Here is a 21,056-nt window from a genome sequence, read left to right on the forward strand (position 1 = left end):
GCTTCCATTCTGGGAAGCGCGACGGTATAACGCAAATATCAAATCGGGCGCTTATCCATCTCGTTTCGGCATGCCATCCCTGAAGCAAATTCAGTACTTCCTGACCGTGGCCGATCTCGGCGGCTTCACGCCGGCCGCGAGCGCGCTCCATGTCGCGCAGTCGGCGCTGAGCCGGCAGATCGGTCAACTGGAAGACGAACTGGGGTTCCCGCTGTTCGACCGGGAGCCGAGGGGCGTGCGGCTCACGGCGGCCGGCGCGATCTATCGCGATCGTGTCGCGTCGATTCCGGCGACCCTGGCTGCCGCGGCCGAGGAGGGCGCACGGTTGTCGCGCGGTGAGGGGGGCGTATTGCGGCTCCTGCATTCGAGCACCGTTCCCGTCGGCAGCCTGATGCCGGTGCTCGAGCGTTTCATGGGCGCGTGCCCGGGTGCGCGGATCGATCTCGACCGCGCGTCGTCCGAGGATCAGGTGCTGGAGATCGCGAACGGCAACGCCGATATCGGGATCGTTCGTGTGCCGGTGCTGCGCCGCGATCCGCGCGTCCGTTTCGTCGAGCTCGCGGCCGAGCGCTTGTGCGTGGCGGTGCCGGCCGATCACCCGCCGGCGGGCCGCCGGCGCACCGCGATCTCGCGGCTGCGGCACGAGCCGTTCGTATCGGCCGTGCATCGGGAGCGGGGCGGGCTGGCGCGCGTCGTGATCGACCTTTGCCTGAAACGGGGATTCGTGCCCGCGACCGCCCGGATCGTGTCGCCGAAGACGTCGATGCTGAATCTCGTCGCGGCCGGGCAGGGCGTGGCGATCGTGCCGGAACGGATGGCGAGCCTCGGCATCGAGGGAGTCGTCTTCGTGCCGATCTCGGATGACGACGCAAAATCGGCGTGCGCGCTGGTGCTGCCGGTCGAGCCGACGGCGCTGGCGGACGCGTTCGTGCGCGTGATCGCAGCGGGAAGCACACGGGACGATGCCTGAAGGGCATCCCGTGCGTCATCCCGCCGGATAAAAAAAACGCCAACCCGTCGAAACGGGCTGGCGTCGTGCTTCCGGTATGGCGACGATCAGAACTGGTTCATCGTGTTGTCCTTGCCTGCCGCCTTCAGCGCTGCTTCGCCGCTGAAGTATTCCTTGTGGTCGTCGCCGATGTCCGAGCCGGACATGTTCTGGTGCTTCACGCAGGCGATGCCCTGACGGATTTCCTTGCGCTGCACGCCGGCCACGTAGCCCAGCATGCCCTGGTCGCCGAAGTATTCCTTGGCCAGGTTGTCGGTCGACAGCGCGGCGGTGTGGTATGTCGGCAGCGTGATCAGGTGGTGGAAGATACCTGCTTCGCGCGATGCGTCCGCCTGGAACGTGCGGATCTTCTCGTCGGCCAGCGTGGCCAGTTCCGTCTCGTCGTACTCCACGCTCATCAGCTGCGCACGGTCGTATGCCGACACGTCCTTGCCTGCCGCCTTCATCGCGTCGTACGCCTGCTGACGGAAGTTCAGCGTCCAGTTGAACGACGGGCTGTTGTTGTACACCAGCTTCGCGTTCGGGATGACCTTGCGGATCTCGCTGACCATGCCGCCGATCTGCGCGATATGCGGTTTTTCGGTTTCGATCCACAGCAGGTCGGCGCCGTTCTGCAGCGACGTGATGCAGTCGAGCACGCAGCGCGCTTCGCCCGTGCCGGCGCGGAACTGGAACAGGTTGCTCGGCAGGCGCTTCGGACGCAGCAGCTTGCCGTCGCGCTTGATGACCACGTCACCGTTGCCCAGCTGGTCGGCCGACAGTTCTTCGCAGTCGAGGAACGCGTTGTACTGGTCGCCCAGGTCGCCCGGCGTGTTGGTCACGGCGATCTGCTTGGTCAGGCCGGCGCCCAGCGAGTCGGTACGGGCCACGATGATGCCGTCGTCCACGCCCAGTTCCAGGAACGCGTAGCGGATCGCGCGGATCTTGGCCAGGAAGTCCTCGTGCGGCACGGTGACCTTGCCGTCCTGGTGGCCGCACTGCTTCTCGTCGGACACCTGGTTTTCGATCTGGATACAGCATGCGCCCGCTTCGATGAACTGCTTGGCCAGCAGGTACGTGGCTTCCGCGTTGCCGAAACCGGCGTCGATGTCGGCGATGATCGGCACGACGTGCGTGACGTGGTTGTCGATCTTGTCCTGGATCGCGGCCTTCGCGGCAGCGTCCTTGGCGGCATCGAGTTCGCGGAACAGGCCGCCCAGTTCACGGGCGTCGGCCTGGCGCAGGAACGTGTAGAGCTCGCGAATCAGCGCGCTGACCGAGGTCTTTTCGTGCATCGACTGGTCCGGCAGCGGGCCGAACTCGGAGCGCAGCGCGGCGACCATCCAGCCGGACAGGTACAGGTAGCGGCGTTCGGTGCTGTTGAAGTGCTTCTTGATGGAGATCATCTTCTGCTGGCCGATGAAGCCGTGCCAGCAACCCAGCGACTGCGTGTACTTGGACGGGTCGGCGTCGTAGGCGGCCATGTCGGCACGCATGATCTTCGCGGTGTACTTGGCGATGTCCAGGCCCGTCTTGAACTTGTTCTGGGCACGCATGCGGGCGGCGTACTCGGGGCTGATCGCATTCCACGCGCTGCCGTGGTTTTCCTTCAAACCGGCAACTGCCTTGATGTCGTCTTGATACTGGGCCATGTCAATCTCCTGGGAGCAAAGCGCGTTTGAGTAACTGGTTGAGCGTGCCCGCTACGTCTGTCGCAGCGAACTGCATGGGATAAATAGTAACGCCGCCCGTTGAGCTTTTGGTGATGTCTTATATAAGACATAAGACATTATTTTTTGTTGTTTTTCAATGAGTTACGTTGCTGTTTTTGCGATGCAAAACAAGTTTTCAAGCGGCGAAAACGCGGCGGCGCGGGAAATCGGCGTGGATTCCGCAATACGAAACGCGCTTTCGGCTGCTGGAGGCCGGGCCAGCTTCACATGCGTCCGTGACATCCGTTCGTCGGTGCGGCGTGCGCGTGCCGCGCCAGAAGCCGCACCGGCGCTCCGTTTCGTCCTGGCGGAGCCCTGAGCGGCGCGCCGCATGTGGACAAGCTGAATTCCCCCGCAATACGCGCAAGAACCCCGTCCAACAAGCCTTTCAAGAAACCTAGTGGTTTCCACTCATAGTCGCAAACAGTCAAGAACAGGTCGCCGCCGGTCTTCTCGCGACCAATATGGCTCGTTACTTTTACTCCCACGATGCAGGTCGGCGCACACCCCGCGCACCGGCTGCCACGAGTCCAACAGGGAGGAACCGAACCATGAAGTCGACGAAGATTGCCGCGCTTGCCGCGGCCGTGCTGGCGACCGGCGCGTTCACGCATGAGGCATGGGCCGAAACGGATGCCGCGACCTGCCGCACCGTGCGTTTCGCGGATATCGGCTGGACCGACATCACGTCGACCACGGCGCTCGCGTCGACCGTGTTCGAGGCGCTCGGCTACAAGCCGACCACGACGATCGCGTCGGTGCCGATCTCGTTCGCCGGCCTGAAGAGCAAGCAGCTCGACGTGTCGCTCGGCTACTGGTGGCCCGTGCAGCAGAAGCAGCTCCAGCCGTTCCTCGACAGCAAGTCGATCAACGTCGTCGAACCGCCGAACCTGTCCGGCGCGAAGGCGACGCTCGCGGTGCCGAGTTATGAATACCAGGCCGGCCTGAAGACCTTCGAGGACATCGCGAAGCACCGTGCGGAACTCGACGGCAAGATCTACGGGATCGAGCCGGGCAGCAGCGCGAACGCGACGATCCAGAAGATGATCGACACGAACCAGTACGGGCTCGGCGGCTTCAAGCTCGTCGAATCGAGCGAGGCCGGGATGCTGGTGACGGTCGAGCGCGCGATCCGCGAGAAGAAGTGGGTCGTGTTCCTCGGCTGGGAACCGCATCCGATGAACATCCAGCTGAGCATGAACTACCTGTCCGGCGGCGACGCGGCGTTCGGCCCGAACTACGGCGAAGCGCGCGTGTACACGCTGACGGCGCCCGACTTCATCGCGCGCTGCCCGAACGCGGGCAAGCTCGTCACGAACCTGCGCTTCTCGACGCAGCTCGAGAACCAGCTGATGCAGTCGGTGATGAACAAGACGAAGCCGGCCGAAGCCGCGAAGGCGTACCTGAAGAAGAACCCGCAGGTGCTCGATCCGTGGCTCGCGGGCGTCAAGACGTTCGACGGCAAGGACGGGCTGCCGGCCGTGAAGGCGTATCTCGGCCTGTGACGGCCCGCGCGCCCTGACGAAACACCCGCAATGCGACACAACCCGAGTCAAGCGAGGCAACCAGCATGAACCATGAAGTCATCATCACCTGCGCCGTCACCGGCGCGGGCGATACGGTCGGCAAGCATCCGGCGATTCCGGTCACGCCGAAGGAGATCGCGGCCGCCGCGATCGAGGCCGCGAAGGCCGGCGCGACCGTTGCGCACTGCCACGTGCGCGATCCGCAGACGGGGCGCGGCAGCCGCGACCCGAACCTGTACCGCGAAGTGGTCGACCGCATCCGCTCGGCCGACGTCGACGTGATCATCAACCTGACGGCCGGCATGGGCGGCGATCTCGAGATCGGCCCGGGCGAGGACCCGATGCGTTTCGGCAAGGGCACCGACCTGGTCGGCGGCCTCACGCGCCTCGCGCATGTCGAGGAGCTGCTGCCCGAAATCTGCACGCTCGACTGCGGCACGCTGAATTTCGGCGACGGCGACTACATCTACGTGTCGACGCCCGCGCAATTGCGCGCCGGCGCGAAGCGCATCCAGGAACTCGGCGTGAAGCCGGAGCTGGAAATCTTCGACACGGGCCATCTGTGGTTCGCGAAGCAGTTGCTGAAGGAAGGGCTGCTCGACGATCCGCCGCTGTTCCAGCTGTGCCTCGGCATTCCATGGGGCGCGCCGGCCGATACGGGCACGATGAAGGCGATGGTCGACAACCTGCCGCCGGGTGCGCACTGGGCGGGCTTCGGGATCGGCCGCATGCAGATGCCGATGGTCGCGCAGGCGATGCTGCTCGGCGGCCACGTGCGCGTCGGCCTCGAAGACAACATCTGGCTCGATCGCGGCGTGCATGCGACCAACGGCACGCTCGTCGAGCGCGCGCGAGAGATCGTCGAACGGCTCGGCGGCCGGGTGCTGACGCCGGCCGAAGGCCGCCGCAAGCTCGGCTTGCCCGCACGGGGCGAGCGTCTGCTCGAACGCCGAGCGGTCGCCGAGTTCGCGTGAGCGGTTGCGCCGACTGACCGACATGACGCGGCGGCACGCCCAGCGCGGCCGCCCACCGATTTCCCCTGATTTGAAGGATGCGTTGACATGGCTGTGAAGACCGACATCAAGACGTTCGCCGCCATCGGCACCGGCGTGATCGGCAGCGGATGGATTTCCCGCGCGCTCGCGCATGGTCTCGACGTGGTCGTCTGGGACCCCGCGCCGGGCGCGGAGGAACGGCTGCGCGCGAACGTCGCGAATGCGTGGCCCGCGCTCGAGCGCGTCGGCCTCGCGCCCGGCGCCGATCCCGCGCGGCTGCGTTTCGTGGAGACGATCGAAGCGTGCGTCGCCGATGCCGATTTCATCCAGGAAAGCGCGCCCGAGCGCGAGGCGCTGAAGCTCGAACTGCACGAGCAGATCAGCCGCGCGGCGAAACCCGACGCGATCATCGCGTCGTCGACGTCCGGGCTGCTTCCGACGGATTTCTACGCGCGGGCGACGCATCCGGAGCGCTGCGTGGTCGGCCACCCGTTCAATCCCGTCTACCTGCTGCCGCTCGTCGAGGTGCTCGGCGGCGCGCGCACGTCGCCGGAAGCGGTCGAAGGCGCGATGGAGATCTATCGCAAGCTCGGCATGCGGCCGTTGCACGTGCGAAAGGAAGTGCCGGGCTTCATCGCGGACCGGCTGCTCGAGGCGTTGTGGCGCGAGGCGCTGCACCTCGTCAACGAAGGCGTCGCGACGACCGGCGAGATCGACGACGCGATCCGCTTCGGCGCGGGCATCCGCTGGTCGTTCATGGGCACCTTCCTGACCTACACGCTCGCCGGCGGCGACGCGGGCATGCGACACTTCATGCAGCAGTTCGGCCCCGCGCTCGAACTGCCGTGGACGAAGCTGGTCGCGCCCACGCTCACCGATGCGCTGATCGACAGCGTCGTCGAAGGCACGACCGAACAGCAGGGCACGCGCAGCATCAAGGAACTCGAACGCTATCGCGACGAGTGCATCACCGAGGTGCTGAAGTCGATCGCCGCGGTGAAGGCGCGGCACGGGATGCGATTCGAGGACTAAGGGACTAAAGGACTGAAGGCGATGACCGGCGATACCCCGCTGACGATATACCGCGACGTGGTGCGGCCCGAATGGGTCGACTACAACGGCCACCTGCGCGATGCGTTCTACCTGCTGATCTTCAGCTTCGCGACCGATGCGCTGCTGGATCGCATCGGCCTCGACGACGCCGCGCGTCGCGAGCGGGGCCGCTCGGTCTACACGCTCGAAGCGCACGTGAACTACCTGCACGAGATCAAGGAGGGCACGCAGGTGCGTGTCGATGCGCGCGTGCTGGCGCATGACGCGAAGCGGCTGCACCTGTATCTCGAGCTGTTCGCGGACGGGCACGACGACGCGGTATCGGCGAGCGAGCAGATGCTGCTGCACGTCGATACGCGCGACGGCGCGAAATCGGCGCCGTTCGACGACGACGTGGCCGCACGCGTGGCCGGGCTGCATGCATTGCAGCGCGATTGCGCGGCACCCGCGTATGCGGGCCGCGTGATCGCGCTGCCGCCGCGCCGATAGCGGGCGCGAACCTTCAAGCGCGGAGCGCACACGATGCTCGAACCGGAAATCGCGGCGTTCGTCGCTGCCGTCGACGCGTGGTATCCGGCCGACGCGGCCGTACGCTCGCCCGTCGAGCAGCGCCGCCTCTACGACCGCTTCGCGGCCGAGTGGACGCCGGCCGCGCCGCCGGCCGGCATCGTGCAGCAGGACGCCGTCTGGCAGGCGCCCGACGGCCGCGCGATCGCGCTGCGGCGCTACACGTCCGCGCAGGGCGCGCCGCGTGGCACGGTGCTGTTCTTTCATGGCGGCGGCTTCGTCGTCGGCTCGCTCGACAGTCATGCGCTGATCACCGCGCAACTGGCGGCCGATACGGGGCTCGACGTGATCGCGGTCGACTACCGGCTGGCGCCCGAGCATCGCGCGCCGGCCGCGCTCGAAGATTGCCTGGCCGTCACGCGCGCCGCACGCGACGCGCGCTGGCCGTTCGGGCCGTGCGCGCATCCGCTGACGCTCGCGGGCGACAGCGCGGGCGGCATGCTCGCGGCGGCCGTGGCCACCGCGTTGCGCGATGCGGGCGAAAGCGGTGTCGACGGCATCGCGCTCGTCTATCCGATGCTCGGGTTCGAACCGCAATCGCCCGCGCGCGAAACGGAAGCGCACGCGCCGATGCTGACGCTCGACGACGTCCATCGCTATCGCGCGCTGTACTGGAACGGCGGCCTGTCCGATGCGCTGGGAGACGGCAATCCGCTGTTGCGCGCGTCGGTGCCGCTCGCGGCTGCGCGTTTCGACGGCCTGCCGCCCGTCCTCGCGATCGGCGCCGAACACGATCCGCTGCGCGACGATGCGCGCGTGTACGTCGAACGGATTCGCGCGGCCGGCGGTGCCGCGCACTACTGGATGGGAGAGGGGCTGGTGCACGGCTGCTGGCGCGCGCTCGGAACGAGCCCGCAGGCGGCGCGGATGCACCGGACGGTCGGCGGGTTTCTGCTCGCACCACACGCGTAGCGGGCGTTTCCGGGAGGAAACGATGCAGGCAGCGCAACACCGTATCGAGGACTGGCGGACGTTTTCGGTCGACGCGACCATTGCAGCGGTCGCGATTGGCGACTCAGCGGTGGACGTCGAGTGGAGCGACACGCGACGATCGCCGTTTCATTTCGACTGGCTGCGCGACAACTGCGCGTGCTCCGCATGCGTGCATGCCGTCACGCGTGAACAGGTATTCGAGATCGCCGACGCGCGCGAGGATCTCGCCGCGCGCGCGGTGCACATCGAAGCCGACGGCGCGCTGCATGTCGAGTGGAACGACGGACATCGCAGCGCGTGGTCGCCGGGATGGTTGCGCGCGCATGCGTACGACGACGCGTCGCGCGCCGAGCGCCAGGCCGCGCACGGGCGGCACGTGTGGGCCGGCGACGATGCGACGGCCATCGGCGTGTTCGCGTGGCGCGACGTGATGGAGGACGACGGTGCATTGCTCGCGTGGCTCGCCGCGTTGCAGCGCACCGGGCTGACGCTTGTCGAAGGCGTGCCGGCCGAGCGTGGCCGCGTCGACGAGATCGCGCGCCGCATCGGCCTGATCCGCGAGAGCAATTTCGGTGTGCTGTTCGACGTCGAATCGAAGCCGCGCCCGGACAGCAATGCGTATACGTCGCTGAACCTGCCGCCGCATACCGATCTGCCGACCCGCGAGCTGCAGCCGGGCGTGCAGTTCCTGCATTGCCTGGCGAACGATGCGACCGGCGGCGACAGCGTGTTCCTCGACGGCTTCGCGCTGGCGGATGCGCTGCGGCGCGAGCATCCGGCCGATTTCGAGCAACTCGCGTCGACGCCGTTCGAGTTCTGGAACAAGAGTGCGAACAGCGACTATCGCTGCTCGGCGCCGGTGATCGGGCTCGATGCACGCGGCAACGTGACCGAGGTGCGCGTCGCGAACTTCCTGCGCGGGCCGCTCGATGCGCCGGCCGGCTCGGTCGCGGCCGTCTATCGCGCGTACCGGCGGTTCCTCGCGCTTGCGCGCGAGCCGCGCTTTCGCGTGCAGCGCCGGCTGCGGGCGGGCGACATGTGGGCGTTCGACAACCGGCGCGTGCTGCATGCGCGCACCGAGTTCGATCCGTCGACCGGCCGCCGGCATCTGCAGGGCTGCTACGTCGATCGCGACGAATTGCTGTCGCGGTGGCGCGTGCTGTCGCGTTCGGCGCCCGCCGCGGCTGCACCGCACTGACGGGCAAGCGCGGCTTCATCCTGCCTGCACACCTGCCGCGCGGGATGAAAAAGCGCCCGGACGCGAGGCGCCCGGGCGAAGCCACCCGCTGCCGGGCGGCGGAGGTATGCGTTTCATAAAAATGGACGAGCCCCGCAAGGGGGCTCGTCCTGATGTTTCTTCATCGCGCTGCGCGCGGCGCCCGTCGGGGGCGCATCGGCTTACTGGCCGAAGAAGATCGAGTCGCGAGCGTTCGACGACGTTGCGGCCGGGGCGCCCGAGTGGACGGCCGGAGCCGGTTGCGCGCCGTAGCCGCTGGTGTCGGCACCATGAACACGCGCTTCGGCGCTCTGGATGTCGTTCGGGTAGTACGGGCTCGACAGGCCCGGCTTGTAGCCGGCTTTTTCGAGCTGAACCAGTTCGTTCTTCACTTGCGCGCGGGTCACGGTGCTTTGGGCGAATGCGCCGAACGAAGCGGACAGGGCGGCAGCGGCAACGACTGCGGAAACGAGCGATTTCATGATGACCTCCGGTGTTTTATTGAGTTCGCTCTTGACACCATGTCTTAAGCGATTGATCGAATCTTAGTCATCGGAAGGTTCAGGGTAAACGCTGATTTTGACGATAGATTGTTTCCTGGGCAGTAACAGTGGCGCGCCGACTCAGGCTTTCAACGGGCTTTCTTATCGGTTGGTGCAACAAGTATGAAGAATGTTGCGGAGGCCGACACGCCTTTCAGCGCGCCTCGGCCGCCGTGTCGAACGGCCGGCCCGGCGAACGTCCGGCCGGCGCGCCCGAGCTGAGGAAGCGCACGCCCGTCGCGGCTTCCGAGGCCTCCCACAGCAACGCCGCCGATCCCGCGTCGCGGGCCGCGCGTGGCACGCTCGCGGGCGCCGGCAGCCCGCGCGACTCGAACCAGCCGGACGGCCCGATATACGCGCCGCCCGCGAGATCGGGCGCGGTCGCCGCATGAATCGCGGGCAGCGCCCCCTGGTCGGCCGGCTGCGCGAGATAACGGTTCGCGGCCCGCATCAGCGCGGCGCGCGCGGGCGAGCTGTCCATCGCCGGGCCCGCGAACTGCAGGTTGGTTGCCGCGTAGCCCGGGTGCGCGGCCACGCTGATCCCGGCGAACGCCGCGCGCTCGAAACGGCGCTGAAGTTCGATCGCGAACACGAGGTTCGCGAGCTTGCTGTCGCAATAGGCGAGATAACGGTTGTAGCGGCGCTCGGCGCGCAGGTCGTCGACGCGGATCCGGCCGCCGCGGTTGAGGCCGCTCGACATCGTCACGACCCGCGGCCGGCGCGCCGCGCGCAGCGCGGGCAGCAGATGGCCGGTCAGCGCGAAATGGCCGAGGTGGTTGGTGCCGAACTGCATCTCGAAGCCGTCGCGCGTATGGCGCAGCGGCAGGAACATCACGCCGGCGTTGTTGCAGAGGATATCGACGCGGCCATGGCGTTCGGCCACATCGGCCGCGAAGCGTGCGATCGAGGCGAGATCGGCGAGGTCGAGCGCGTCGGCTTCGACGCGGGCATCGGGATGGAGCCGGCGGATCGCATCGGCGGCCTGCGCGGCGCGGGCCGCGTCGCGGCAACCCATCACGACGGTCGCGCCTTTCGCGGCCAGCGTTTCCGCGAGTTGCCAGCCGAGCCCGCTGTTGGCACCGGTCACGACCGCGACCTTGCCGCCCTGCGCCGGGACGTGGCGCGCGCTCCATGCATGCATGTCTGCCTCCATCGGCGCGACCGGGTGGCCGCGGCACGTAATCGTTACATCGAGTGGTGTAACGATAGTGCGCGTGGTCGTGGCAGGCAAGCAGGGGAATTAGACCGGCGCTTCTAGGGCTCGCGCATCGTCGTGCGGCACCGCGTGCCGCGATGCGCGGCCGGCAGGATTTACCTGCCGCCGGCCAGCGCGAGCACTTCGGCGGCGGAGATCATCGCCGCCGCGTTCGCGGGCGCCGGGCGTTCGGCCGGGCGGAAGACTTCGTCGCCGCGCTGGATGACCTGGCGCGACAGCGCGCACGTGCCGGTGCGTTGCGCGAAGCGGCGGCGCCAGCGCTGTTCACCGTAGTGACAGCGGCCGGGCTCGACCCAGCGGACGACGAGCAGCGTATCGGAACGTTCGAGGATTTCGACGTGGACGTCGGCGGGATCGAGCACAGGCAGGGATTTGGAGGCCTTCATTTTGCCGTTTCCTAAAGCTCGTGCGGTTCGTCCGTGGCAGTGGATGTCACTACCCGATGGCGAATCCGTAGCGGTTTCCATGAGTGGTGCGCTAAATGTAAGCGTCTGTGACCGGAAAAAACATCCTGTCTGGCTCAAATTACCTTTTGCCGATTTAGAAACAATCCACGCTTATTTTCTTGGGAAAACCACAGACAAAAACGCCCCGGACATGAAGTCCGGGGCGGGAAATCGGCCTGCGCGCCGTGTCTGCTCGCCCAGTCACGGAGCCCATCGCCGGGGGACGGAGGTGCCCGCAGGGATCGAACGCGGGCGGGGTGGCGATGGACCGGTAGCGCAGTCCGGTACGTCATGATGGCGCGTGCATCCCGTTGAGACCCTGACGCGAACATGACTTTTTCGCCAGTTTGGCGTGGCGCCGCGCCGGGCATGCGTGAACAAACGGCTGGATGGCCCGCCGGTATTGGGAGTGCGCGGATCCCGGGACGGGCTCCCGCGTGCCATCGAATGCCGAATTCTTGCTCGACCGCCCGATTTCCACGCCCGGGTAAATACTGAATCCCGATTTCGTGACAAACGCGAAGTCGACTCCTATGATTGGTTGGACCTTTAGTCCTTTGTGCCAATCGGCCGACGGGTGGCCGGTTTTTTTCGGGAGAGTCGCTCATGAGATTGCAGGGCAAACGCGCGCTGGTGACGGCGGCCGGGCAGGGTATCGGCCGCGCGACCGCGCTGCGGTTCGCGAGCGAGGGCGCCGACGTGCTGGCGACCGACGTCAACGAAGCCGCGCTCGTGCGGCTCGAGGCCGACGCCGAACGCGCGGGCAGCCGGCTGGCCACGCGGCGGCTCGACGTCACCGATGCGCAGGACGTCGCGGCGCTTGCCGCGAACGAGCGCGCGTTCGACGTGCTGTTCAACTGCGCGGGCTATGTCCACCACGGCTCGATCCTCGACTGCGACGACGACGCATGGGCGTTCTCGCTGAACCTGAACGTCACGTCGATGTACCGCCTGATTCGCGCGCTGCTGCCCGCGATGCTCGAAGCGGGCGGCGCGTCGATCATCAACATGGCGTCGGCCGCGTCGAGCGTGAAGGGCGTGCCGAACCGCTTCGTCTACGGCACGACCAAGGCGGCCGTGATCGGCCTGACCAAGGCGGTGGCCGCCGATTTCGTCGAACGCGGCATCCGCTGCAACGCGATCTGCCCGGGCACGATCGAATCGCCGTCGCTGGAGCAGCGGATCGCGGACCAGGCGCGCATGCGCGACGTGTCGGCCGACGAGGTGCGCCAGGCGTTCGTCGCGCGCCAGCCGATCGGCCGCATCGGCACCGCGGACGAAGTGGCCGCGCTCGCGCTGTACCTCGCGTCCGACGAAGCGTCGTTCACGACCGGCGCGATCCATTTGATCGACGGCGGCTGGTCGAACTGACCGCGCCTTTCCAGCTACTTTCCATTTCCGTTCAAGACGATATGAAACTGCTGAGATTTGGCGACAAGCACCATGAAAAACCGGGCCTGCTCGATGCGCAAGGCCACATCCGCGACCTGTCGGGCGTGATCGACGATCTCGCCGGCGATGCGCTGGCGCCGGCCTCGCTCGCGCGGTTGCGCGACATTCCGCCGTCGTCGCTGCCACGGGTCGAAGGCACGCCGCGGCTCGGCGCGTGCGTCGGCCGCGTCGGCAAGTTCATCTGCATCGGGCTCAACTATTCCGACCACGCGGCCGAATCGGGGATGGAGGTGCCGAAGGAGCCCGTCGTGTTCGGCAAGTGGACGAGCGCGATCTCGGGGCCGAACGACGACGTCGAGATTCCGCGCGGCTCGGAGAAGACCGACTGGGAGGTCGAACTCGGCGTGGTGATCGGCCAGGGCGGTCGTTATATCGCGGAAGCCGACGCGCTGTCGCACGTGGCGGGCTACTGCGTCGTGAACGACGTGTCGGAGCGTGAATTCCAGCTCGAACGCGGCGGCACGTGGGACAAGGGCAAGGGCAACGACACGTTCGGGCCGCTCGGCCCGTGGCTCGTGACGGCCGACGAAGTGCCCGATCCGCATGCGCTGCGGCTGTGGCTCGACGTCGACGGCCATCGCTACCAGAACGGCACGACCGCGACGATGGTGTTCCGCGTGCCGCACCTGATCAGCTACCTGAGCCGCTTCATGAGCCTGCAGCCGGGCGACGTGATCTCGACCGGCACGCCGCCGGGTGTCGGCCTCGGGCAGAAGCCGCCCGTCTACCTGCGCGCCGGGCAGGTGATCACGCTCGGTATCGACGGGCTCGGCGAGCAACGCCAGCGCACCGTGCAGGCCTGATTCCCTTTCGCGGACGATTCGTCATGCCTATCATTCGATCGATGCGCGTCCTCGACGTGCGCTTCCCGACCTCGCGCCAGCTCGACGGCTCCGATGCGATGAACCCGGACCCCGATTATTCGGCCGCGTACGTCGTGCTCGAAACCGACCGCGACGGGCTCGAAGGTCACGGCCTCACGTTCACCATCGGGCGCGGCAACGAGATCTGCTGCGCGGCGATCGACGCGATGCGTCACCTCGTCGTCGGCCTCGACCTCGACTGGATTCGCGCGGACATGGGCCGCTTCTGGCGGCACGTCACGTCGGACAGCCAGTTGCGCTGGATCGGCCCCGACAAGGGGGCGATTCATCTGGCGACGGGGGCCGTCGTCAACGCGGTGTGGGACCTGTGGGCGAAAGCCGAACGCAAGCCGCTTTGGCGGCTCGTTGCCGACCTGAGCCCCGAGGAACTGGTGCGCGCGATCGACTTCCGCTACCTGACGGACTGCCTGAAGCCGGACGAAGCGCTCGACCTGCTGCGCAGGCAGGCGCCGGGCAAGGCCGAACGGATCGCGATTCTCGAGCGCGACGGCTACCCGTGCTACACGACGTCGGCCGGCTGGCTCGGCTACAGCGACGACAAGCTGCGGCGGCTGTGCCGCGAAGCCGTCGAAGCCGGGTTCGACCACGTGAAGCTGAAAGTCGGCGCGAACCTGGAGGACGATATCCGCCGCGTGACGATCGCGCGCGAAGTGATCGGCCCGGACCGCAAGCTGATGATCGACGCGAACCAGGTGTGGGAAGTGGACGAGGCAATCGACTGGGTGCGCGAGCTGGCGTTCGCGCGGCCGTGGTTCATCGAAGAGCCGACGAGCCCCGACGATGTCGAAGGGCATCGCACGATCCGCGAAGCGATCGCGCCCGTGCAGGTCGCGACCGGCGAGATGTGCCAGAACCGCGTCCTGTTCAAGCAGTTCATCGCGCGCGGCGCGATCGACGTCGTGCAGATCGATGCGTGCCGGCTCGGCGGCGTGAACGAGATTCTCGCGGTGATGCTGATGGCCGCGAAGTACGGGCTGCCCGTCTGCCCGCATGCGGGCGGCGTCGGGTTGTGCGAATACGTGCAGCATCTGTCGATGATCGACTACGTGTGCATTTCCGGCACGAAGGAAGGGCGCGTGACGGAGTACGTCGATCACCTGCACGAGCATTTCGTCGAACCGTGCATCGTGCGCGGCGCGGCCTACATGCCGCCGACGGCACCCGGTTTCTCGATCGAGATGAAGCCCGAATCGCTGGAGCAATATCGGTTCCGGGGCTGACACGCGTTGAGCGTGCCGACAACATGAACGACGGAGACGCGAAGTGGATCTGAATCTGCAACACAAGGTCGTGATCGTGACCGGCGGCGCGTCGGGCATCGGTGCCGCGATCTCGACGCGGCTTGCCGAAGAAGGCGCGATTCCGGTGGTGTTCGCGCGCCACGCGCCGGACGATGCGTTCTGGCGCGCACTCGTGCAGAAGCAGCCGCAGGCCGCGTGCATGTCGGTCGAGTTGCAGGACGACGCACAGTGCCGCGACGCGGTTGCGCAGACCGTCGCGCGCTTCGGTCGTCTCGACGGCCTCGTCAACAACGCGGGCGTCAACGACGGCGTCGGGCTCGATGCCGGTCGCGATGCGTTCGTCGCGTCGCTCGAGCGCAACCTGATCCACTACTACGTGATGGCGCACTACTGCGTGCCGCACCTGAAGGCGACGCGCGGCGCGATCGTCAACCTCTCGTCGAAGACGGCCGTGACCGGCCAGGGCAACACGAGCGGCTATTGTGCGTCGAAGGGCGCGCAACTCGCGCTGACACGCGAATGGGCCGTCGCGTTGCGCGACGACGGCGTGCGCGTGAACGCGGTGATTCCGGCCGAGGTGATGACGCCGCTTTACCGCAACTGGCTCGCCGGTTTCGACGACCCCGACGCGAAGCTGGCGGGCATCGCGGGCAAGGTGCCGCTCGGCAAACGCTTCACGACGGCCGACGAGATCGCCGACACGGCCGTATTCCTGCTGTCGGCACGCGCATCGCACACGACGGGCCAGTGGCTGTTCGTCGACGGCGGTTATACGCATCTCGACCGTGCGATCAGCTGAGGGCAGCGCTCCATGCAACCCGACCCGAACCTGACTGCCGCGCCGCCGCTGATCGCATTGACCGGCATCGGCAAGCGCTTCCCGGGCGTGCAGGCGCTCGACGATTGCCGTTTCGACCTGCGCGCCGGCGAAGTGCATGCGCTGATGGGCGAGAACGGCGCCGGCAAGTCGACGCTGATGAAGATCCTCGCGGGCGTGTACCAGCGCGACGACGGCGAGATCCGGATGGACGGCCGCGCGGTGGAGATCGCCGATCCGCGCGCCGCGCAGGCGCTCGGGATCGGCATCATCCATCAGGAACTGAACCTGATGAACCACCTGAGCGTCGCGCAGAACATCTTCATCGGTCGCGAGCCGCGCGGCCGCTTCGGCGTGTTCGTCGACGAAGACACGCTGAATCGCGATGCCGCCGCGATCTTCCAGCGGATGCGGCTCGATCTCGACCCGCGCACGCCGGTCGGCCGGCTGACGGTCGCGAAGCAGCAGATGGTCGAGATCGCGAAGGCGCTGTCGTTCGACTCGCGCGTGCTGATCATGGACGAGCCGACCGCCGCGCTCAACAACGCGGAGATCGCCGAGCTGTTTCGTATCATCCGCGACCTGCGTGCGAACGGCGTCGGCATCGTTTATATCTCGCACAAGATGGACGAGCTGCGCCAGATCGCCGATCGCGTGACCGTGATGCGCGACGGCAAGTACGTCGCGACCGTGCCGATGGCGGATACGTCGATGGACGCGATCATCGCGATGATGGTCGGCCGCCAGCTCGCGACGGAATTCCGCACGCCGCCCGATACGTCCGCGAACGACGTCGCGCTCGAAGTGCGCGGGCTGTCGCGCGGCCGTGCGATCCGCGACGTCGGCTTCACGCTGCGGCGCGGCGAGATCCTCGGCTTCGCGGGGCTGATGGGCGCGGGCCGTACCGAGGTCGCGCGCGCGGTGTTCGGCGCCGACCCGATCGACGCGGGCGAGATCCGCGTGCACGGCAAGACCGTGACGATCCGCACGCCGGCCGATGCGGTGAAGCACGGCATCGGCTATCTGTCCGAGGATCGCAAGCACTTCGGGCTCGCGGTCGGGATGGACGTGCAGAACAACATCGCCATGTCGAGCATGCGCCGTTTCGTGCGCCGTGGCGTGTTTCTCGACGCGCGCGCGATGCGCGACACCGCACACGCGTATGTGCGGCAGCTCGCGATCCGCACGCCGTCGGTCGCGCAGCCCGCGCGCCTTTTGTCGGGCGGCAACCAGCAGAAGATCGTGATCGCGAAGTGGCTGCTGCGCGACTGCGACATCCTGTTCTTCGACGAGCCGACGCGCGGCATCGACGTCGGCGCGAAGAGCGAGATCTACAAGCTGCTCGACGCGCTGGCCGCCGACGGCAAGGCGATCGTGATGATCTCGTCGGAACTGCCCGAGGTGCTGCGCATGAGCCACCGGATTCTCGTGATGTGCGAGGGGCGCGTGACCGGCGAGCTGCGCGCGGCCGACGCCACGCAGGAAAAGATCATGCAGCTCGCGACGCAGCGCGAGTCGACCGTGTTGTCCTGATTCAGACGCCGATCCATACGCCTATCCGATCATGTCCAACGATACGCATCCCGTTCCGCCCCTCGCGTCCGCCGATACGCCTGCCGGCGCATCGAGCCTGAAGTCGCGCTTCTTCAACCCCGCCGCGCGCCAGAAGCTGCTCGCGTTCGCGAGCCTCGTGCTGCTGATCGTGTTCTTCAGCTTCGCGTCACCGAACTTCCTCGAAGTCGACAACCTCGTCACGATCCTGCAGGCCACCGCCGTGAACGGCGTGCTGGCGGTCGCGTGTACCTACGTGATCATCACGTCGGGCATCGACCTGTCGGTCGGCACGCTGATGACGTTCTGCGCGGTGATGGCCGGCGTCGTGCTGACGAAGTGGGGCATGCCGCTGCCGCTCGGGATCCTGGCCGCGCTGTTTTTCGGCGCGCTGTCGGGTTGCGTATCGGGCTTCGTGATCGCGAAGATGAAGGTGCCGCCGTTCATCGCGACGCTCGGCATGATGATGCTGCTCAAGGGGCTGTCGTTGGTGATCTCGGGCACGCGGCCGATCTACTTCAACGACACGCCGGGCTTCACGTCGATCGCGCAGGATTCGCTGATCGGCAACCTGATTCCGGCGCTGCCGATCCCGAATGCGGTGCTGATCCTGTTCCTCGTCGCGATCGGCGCATCGATCGTGCTGAACCGCACGATCTTCGGCCGTTACACGTTCGCGCTCGGCAGCAACGAGGAGGCGTTGCGGCTGTCCGGCGTGAACGTCGATGCCTGGAAGATCGCCGTCTACACGTTCAGCGGCGCGGTGTGCGGGATCGCCGGGCTGCTGATCGCGTCGCGGCTGAACTCCGCGCAGCCGGCGCTCGGGCAGGGCTACGAGCTCGATGCGATCGCGGCCGTCGTGATCGGCGGCACGTCGCTGTCGGGCGGCGCGGGCAGCATCGTCGGCACCATCATCGGCGCGTTCATCATGAGCGTGCTGACCAACGGCCTGCGCATCATGTCGGTCGCGCAGGAATGGCAGACGGTCGTGACGGGCGTGATCATCATCCTGGCCGTCTACGTCGACATCCTGCGCCGGCGGCGCCGCTGACACACGCATGCACGCAGGCTTCCACGCAGGCATGTGCTTCACCGCCGGTTCCGGCCGGCGTTCCAGTCGTTCCAGTCGATACGAAAAAAGGAGACGCGAAGTGATCAGGAGCAAGGTGTTGAACGCGATCGTCGGGCTGACGTTCGCCATCGGCGTCACGGCCGGTGCGCACGCGCAGGAAGCCTACATCCCGCTGATCTCGAAGGGCTTCCAGCATCAGTTCTGGCAGGCCGTGAAATCGGGCGCGACGCAGGCCGCGAAGGACTACAAGGTGAAGGTGACGTTCGAAGGGCCGGAAACCGAGGCGATGGTCGACAAGCAGATCGACATGCTGTCGGCCGCGATCGCGAAGAAGCCGGCCGCGCTCGGCTTCGCGGCGCTCGACAGCAAGGCCGCGCTGCCGCTCCTGAAGAAGGCGCAGGCCGAGAAGATCCCGGTGATCGCGTTCGACTCGGGCGTCGACAGCGACATCCCGGTGACGACGGCCGCGACCAACAACAAGGCGGCCGCTGCGCTGGCCGCCGACAAGCTCGCCGCGCTGATCGGCGACGAGGGCGAAGTGGCCGTGGTCGCGCACGACCAGACGAGCCGCACCGGCATCGACCGCCGCGACGGTTTTCTCGAGCGGATGAAAGCGGCGCACCCGAAGGTGCAGGTCGTGACCGTGCAGTACGGCGAAGGCGACCAGCTGAAGTCGACCGAGGTGACGAAGTCGATCCTGCAGGGGTACCCGAAGCTCAAGGGGCTGTTCGGCACCAACGAAGGCTCGGCGATCGGCGTGGTCAACGGCGTGCGTGAAATGAAGCGCAAGGTCGTGATCGTCGGCTACGATTCGGGCAAGCAGCAGAAGGACGCGATCCGCAGCGGGCTGATGGCCGGCGCGATCACGCAGAACCCGATCGGGATCGGCTACAAGACGGTCGAGGCGGCCGTGAAGGCGATCAAGGGCGAGAAGCTGCCGAAGGTCATCGATACCGGTTTCTACTGGTACGACAAGACCAATATCGACGATCCGAAGATCGCGGCGGTGCTGTACGACTGAACGCCGTGCCACGGCGCCGCCGCGCGCGGCGCGTAGCGTGTGTGTGGCGGCGCGGGCGGGCGGCCGGGGCAGAACACGAGGACATCATGGGCGCAGTGCGTATCGATTCCCATCAGCACTTCTGGCGTTATCGCGCGGCCGACTATCCGTGGATCGGCCCCGGCATGGAAGTGCTCGCGCACGACTACCTGCCTGACACGTTGCGGCCGCTGATGCATGCGCAGGCGCTCGGCGCATCGATTGCGGTGCAGGCGCGCGCCGGGCGCGACGAGACCGCGTTCCTGCTCGATCTCGCCCGTGACGACGCGCACATCGCGGCGGTGGTCGGCTGGGAGGATCTTGCCGCGCCGCAGCTTGCCGAGCGGGTCGTCGAATGGCGCAGCCCGAAGCTGCGTGGCTTCCGGCACCAGGTGCAGGACGAAGCCGACGCCGGCGCGTTCGTCGCCGATCCCGGGTTCAACCGCGGCATCGCGTGGCTGCAGGCGAACGGTTACGTGTACGACGTGCTCGTGTTCGAGCGCCAGTTGCCGGACGTGCAGGCGTTCTGCGCACGGCACGACGCGCACTGGCTCGTGCTCGATCACGCCGGCAAGCCTGCGCTGGCCGAATTCGAGCGCGACGAATCGGCGCTCGCGCGCTGGCGCGCCGCGTTGCGCGAGCTGGGCGCGCTGCCGCACGTCGCGTGCAAGCTGTCGGGGCTCGTGACGGAAGCGGACTGGACGCGCGGCCTGCGCGGGAAGGACGTCCGGCATATCGAGCAGTGCCTCGACGCGGCGCTCGACGCGTTCGGCCCGCAGCGGCTGATGTTCGGTTCGGACTGGCCGGTGTGCCTGCTGGCCGCGTCGTATGACGAAGTCGCATCGATCGTCGAGCGCTGGGCCGAATCGCGGCTGTCGGCGGCCGAGCGCAGCGCCCTGTGGGGCGGGACGGCGGCGCGTTGTTACGCGGTGCCGGGCGACGCGAAGCGCGGCATATAAAATAGGCGCGGACGGCCCGTGCGCTTCGCCGGGCCGTCTGCAATGCAACCGATCACCAGCATCAACGTATGTCCATCCAGCCGATCCAGAACCGCCGCCTGTACCAGCAGATCGCCGACAAGCTCAGTGCGATGATCGAGTCCGGCGATTTTCCGCCGGGCAGTTACCTGCCGCCCGAGCGCGAACTGGCCGAACAGTTCGGCGTGTCGCGCACGTCGGTGCGTGAAGCGCTGATCGCGCTCGAAGTGAGCGGGCTCGTCAGCGTGCGCGTCGGCGACGGCGTGAAGGTGCGCCACCCCGAAACGGCCGCCGCACCCGAACCCGCGCCCGACCTGGCAGCGAAGGCCGCGTCGTTCACGGTCATCGAGATCGATCCCGAACTCGGCATCGCACTCGATCTCGATACCGAAATCCCGCCGTTCGCGCTGTTGCAGGCGCGCCGGCTGATCGAGCCGGAAGCCGCGTCACTTGCCGCGAAGCATGGCTCCGACGAGCAGATCGAAGGCATCCACGAGGCGTTCCTGCGCAACCAGGAAGACAACCGCAGCGGCTCGCTCACGCATCCGGGCGACCGGCTGTTCCATATCCGCATCGCGGAAGCGAGCGACAACCCCGCGTATGCGCTGATGATCAAGCAGTTGCTCGCGCACAAATACGACCTGATGTTCCAGCGGCTGCAGTCGCTGTACATGCCGAACGACATGCCGCACCGGTCGGAACTGGAACACCGCGCGATCCTCGACGCGATTCGCGCGCGCGACCCGGAGGCCGCGCGCCGCGCGATGGCCGACCATCTCGACGAAGTGATCCGCATCTTCGGCCGCGCGCTCGACTGAGCGCGTGCGTT

At 67.2% G+C, this 21,056-nt stretch carries 20 protein-coding genes; 16 read left to right on the plus strand and 4 right to left on the minus strand.

What is annotated here, in order from left to right:
* Positions 1 to 70: 70 nt before the first annotated feature.
* Positions 71 to 970 (plus strand): LysR family transcriptional regulator, encoded by a 900-nt coding sequence (locus tag ABIC51_RS30960; protein WP_175897687.1) that lies wholly within the window; start codon positions 71 to 73, stop codon positions 968 to 970.
* 86 nt (positions 971 to 1,056) lie between these two features.
* On the opposite strand, the gene ABIC51_RS30965 is transcribed toward ABIC51_RS30960, so the two are convergent.
* Complete coding sequence (locus tag ABIC51_RS30965; protein WP_021161457.1) at positions 1,057 to 2,640, minus strand: isocitrate lyase; 1,584 nt, start codon at positions 2,638 to 2,640, stop codon at positions 1,057 to 1,059.
* Positions 2,641 to 3,251: 611 nt separating this feature from the next.
* Here ABIC51_RS30965 and ABIC51_RS30970 point away from each other — a divergent pair.
* From ABIC51_RS30970 to ABIC51_RS30995, 6 genes are all read left to right on the plus strand, one after another.
* A complete protein-coding gene (locus ABIC51_RS30970) occupies positions 3,252 to 4,205 on the plus strand; it encodes a choline ABC transporter substrate-binding protein (RefSeq protein ID WP_060173682.1) in 954 nt (317 codons plus the stop codon).
* A gap of 65 nt (positions 4,206 to 4,270) precedes the next feature.
* Positions 4,271 to 5,200 (plus strand): 3-dehydrocarnitine:acetyl-CoA trimethylamine transferase CdhC, encoded by a 930-nt coding sequence (gene cdhC, locus ABIC51_RS30975; protein ID WP_006484708.1) that lies wholly within the window; start codon positions 4,271 to 4,273, stop codon positions 5,198 to 5,200.
* Positions 5,201 to 5,287: 87 nt separating this feature from the next.
* Positions 5,288 to 6,253 (plus strand): L-carnitine dehydrogenase, encoded by a 966-nt coding sequence (locus ABIC51_RS30980; RefSeq protein WP_021161453.1) that lies wholly within the window; start codon positions 5,288 to 5,290, stop codon positions 6,251 to 6,253.
* 21 nt (positions 6,254 to 6,274) lie between these two features.
* Positions 6,275 to 6,763, plus strand: a complete 489-nt coding sequence (locus ABIC51_RS30985) for a thioesterase family protein (protein ID WP_021161452.1) — start codon at positions 6,275 to 6,277, stop codon at positions 6,761 to 6,763.
* A 33-nt stretch (positions 6,764 to 6,796) separates the two neighbouring features.
* On the plus strand, positions 6,797 to 7,753 hold the full coding sequence (locus tag ABIC51_RS30990) for an alpha/beta hydrolase (RefSeq protein ID WP_175897686.1): 957 nt from the start codon (positions 6,797 to 6,799) through the stop codon (positions 7,751 to 7,753).
* A gap of 22 nt (positions 7,754 to 7,775) precedes the next feature.
* Entirely contained in the window at positions 7,776 to 8,972 is a 1,197-nt protein-coding gene (locus tag ABIC51_RS30995) for a TauD/TfdA family dioxygenase (RefSeq protein WP_027789697.1), read from the plus strand.
* A gap of 200 nt (positions 8,973 to 9,172) precedes the next feature.
* On the opposite strand, the gene ABIC51_RS31000 is transcribed toward ABIC51_RS30995, so the two are convergent.
* From ABIC51_RS31000 to ABIC51_RS31010, 3 genes are all read right to left on the minus strand, one after another.
* A complete protein-coding gene (locus tag ABIC51_RS31000) occupies positions 9,173 to 9,472 on the minus strand; it encodes a DUF4148 domain-containing protein (protein WP_027789696.1) in 300 nt (99 codons plus the stop codon).
* Between the two features lie 214 nt (positions 9,473 to 9,686).
* Entirely contained in the window at positions 9,687 to 10,673 is a 987-nt protein-coding gene (locus tag ABIC51_RS31005; protein ID WP_060349694.1) for an oxidoreductase, read from the minus strand.
* A gap of 170 nt (positions 10,674 to 10,843) precedes the next feature.
* Entirely contained in the window at positions 10,844 to 11,134 is a 291-nt protein-coding gene (locus ABIC51_RS31010) for a DUF3331 domain-containing protein (protein WP_021161446.1), read from the minus strand.
* A 666-nt stretch (positions 11,135 to 11,800) separates the two neighbouring features.
* Between ABIC51_RS31010 and ABIC51_RS31015 the strand changes: the two genes are divergently transcribed.
* From ABIC51_RS31015 to ABIC51_RS31055, 9 genes are all read left to right on the plus strand, one after another.
* Complete coding sequence (locus tag ABIC51_RS31015) at positions 11,801 to 12,565, plus strand: SDR family oxidoreductase (protein ID WP_027789694.1); 765 nt, start codon at positions 11,801 to 11,803, stop codon at positions 12,563 to 12,565.
* 41 nt (positions 12,566 to 12,606) lie between these two features.
* A complete protein-coding gene (locus ABIC51_RS31020) occupies positions 12,607 to 13,449 on the plus strand; it encodes an ureidoglycolate lyase (RefSeq protein ID WP_027789693.1) in 843 nt (280 codons plus the stop codon).
* A 23-nt stretch (positions 13,450 to 13,472) separates the two neighbouring features.
* Positions 13,473 to 14,750 (plus strand): L-fuconate dehydratase, encoded by a 1,278-nt coding sequence (locus tag ABIC51_RS31025; protein WP_027789692.1) that lies wholly within the window; start codon positions 13,473 to 13,475, stop codon positions 14,748 to 14,750.
* 43 nt (positions 14,751 to 14,793) lie between these two features.
* Positions 14,794 to 15,570: an SDR family oxidoreductase gene (locus ABIC51_RS31030; protein WP_060173679.1), complete on the plus strand. Its 777-nt coding sequence runs from the start codon at positions 14,794 to 14,796 to the stop codon at positions 15,568 to 15,570.
* A 12-nt stretch (positions 15,571 to 15,582) separates the two neighbouring features.
* Complete coding sequence (locus ABIC51_RS31035; protein WP_060086179.1) at positions 15,583 to 17,121, plus strand: sugar ABC transporter ATP-binding protein; 1,539 nt, start codon at positions 15,583 to 15,585, stop codon at positions 17,119 to 17,121.
* A 31-nt stretch (positions 17,122 to 17,152) separates the two neighbouring features.
* Complete coding sequence (locus tag ABIC51_RS31040) at positions 17,153 to 18,190, plus strand: ABC transporter permease (protein ID WP_027789689.1); 1,038 nt, start codon at positions 17,153 to 17,155, stop codon at positions 18,188 to 18,190.
* Positions 18,191 to 18,290: 100 nt separating this feature from the next.
* On the plus strand, positions 18,291 to 19,232 hold the full coding sequence (locus ABIC51_RS31045; RefSeq protein WP_175897683.1) for an ABC transporter substrate-binding protein: 942 nt from the start codon (positions 18,291 to 18,293) through the stop codon (positions 19,230 to 19,232).
* Between the two features lie 86 nt (positions 19,233 to 19,318).
* Positions 19,319 to 20,209, plus strand: a complete 891-nt coding sequence (locus ABIC51_RS31050; RefSeq protein WP_175897682.1) for an L-fucono-1,5-lactonase — start codon at positions 19,319 to 19,321, stop codon at positions 20,207 to 20,209.
* A gap of 68 nt (positions 20,210 to 20,277) precedes the next feature.
* A complete protein-coding gene (locus ABIC51_RS31055; protein WP_175897681.1) occupies positions 20,278 to 21,045 on the plus strand; it encodes a FadR/GntR family transcriptional regulator in 768 nt (255 codons plus the stop codon).
* The last annotated feature ends 11 nt before the right edge of the window (positions 21,046 to 21,056 follow it).

Origin of the sequence: Burkholderia sp. 572, from assembly GCF_040545135.1 — a bacterium.
GTDB classification, from domain to species: domain Bacteria; phylum Pseudomonadota; class Gammaproteobacteria; order Burkholderiales; family Burkholderiaceae; genus Burkholderia; species Burkholderia cepacia.

Excerpts from the sequence above, each read along its gene's own strand:
- ABIC51_RS31055 (WP_175897681.1), top strand. The coding sequence starts at position 20,278 with ATGTCCATCCAGCCGATCCAGAACCGCCGCCTGTACCAGCAGATCGCC.
- ABIC51_RS30995 (WP_027789697.1), top strand. The coding sequence starts at position 7,776 with ATGCAGGCAGCGCAACACCGTATCGAGGACTGGCGGACGTTTTCGGTC.
- ABIC51_RS31000 (WP_027789696.1), bottom strand. The coding sequence starts at position 9,472 with ATGAAATCGCTCGTTTCCGCAGTCGTTGCCGCTGCCGCCCTGTCCGCT.
- ABIC51_RS30970 (WP_060173682.1), top strand. The coding sequence starts at position 3,252 with ATGAAGTCGACGAAGATTGCCGCGCTTGCCGCGGCCGTGCTGGCGACC.
- cdhC (WP_006484708.1), top strand. The coding sequence starts at position 4,271 with ATGAACCATGAAGTCATCATCACCTGCGCCGTCACCGGCGCGGGCGAT.
- ABIC51_RS30960 (WP_175897687.1), top strand. The coding sequence starts at position 71 with ATGCCATCCCTGAAGCAAATTCAGTACTTCCTGACCGTGGCCGATCTC.
- ABIC51_RS31035 (WP_060086179.1), top strand. The coding sequence starts at position 15,583 with ATGCAACCCGACCCGAACCTGACTGCCGCGCCGCCGCTGATCGCATTG.
- ABIC51_RS31015 (WP_027789694.1), top strand. The coding sequence starts at position 11,801 with ATGAGATTGCAGGGCAAACGCGCGCTGGTGACGGCGGCCGGGCAGGGT.
- ABIC51_RS31005 (WP_060349694.1), bottom strand. The coding sequence starts at position 10,673 with ATGCATGCATGGAGCGCGCGCCACGTCCCGGCGCAGGGCGGCAAGGTC.
- ABIC51_RS30985 (WP_021161452.1), top strand. The coding sequence starts at position 6,275 with ATGACCGGCGATACCCCGCTGACGATATACCGCGACGTGGTGCGGCCC.
- ABIC51_RS31040 (WP_027789689.1), top strand. The coding sequence starts at position 17,153 with ATGTCCAACGATACGCATCCCGTTCCGCCCCTCGCGTCCGCCGATACG.
- ABIC51_RS31050 (WP_175897682.1), top strand. The coding sequence starts at position 19,319 with ATGGGCGCAGTGCGTATCGATTCCCATCAGCACTTCTGGCGTTATCGC.
- ABIC51_RS31010 (WP_021161446.1), bottom strand. The coding sequence starts at position 11,134 with ATGAAGGCCTCCAAATCCCTGCCTGTGCTCGATCCCGCCGACGTCCAC.
- ABIC51_RS31020 (WP_027789693.1), top strand. The coding sequence starts at position 12,607 with ATGAAACTGCTGAGATTTGGCGACAAGCACCATGAAAAACCGGGCCTG.
- ABIC51_RS30990 (WP_175897686.1), top strand. The coding sequence starts at position 6,797 with ATGCTCGAACCGGAAATCGCGGCGTTCGTCGCTGCCGTCGACGCGTGG.
- ABIC51_RS30965 (WP_021161457.1), bottom strand. The coding sequence starts at position 2,640 with ATGGCCCAGTATCAAGACGACATCAAGGCAGTTGCCGGTTTGAAGGAA.
- ABIC51_RS31025 (WP_027789692.1), top strand. The coding sequence starts at position 13,473 with ATGCCTATCATTCGATCGATGCGCGTCCTCGACGTGCGCTTCCCGACC.
- ABIC51_RS30980 (WP_021161453.1), top strand. The coding sequence starts at position 5,288 with ATGGCTGTGAAGACCGACATCAAGACGTTCGCCGCCATCGGCACCGGC.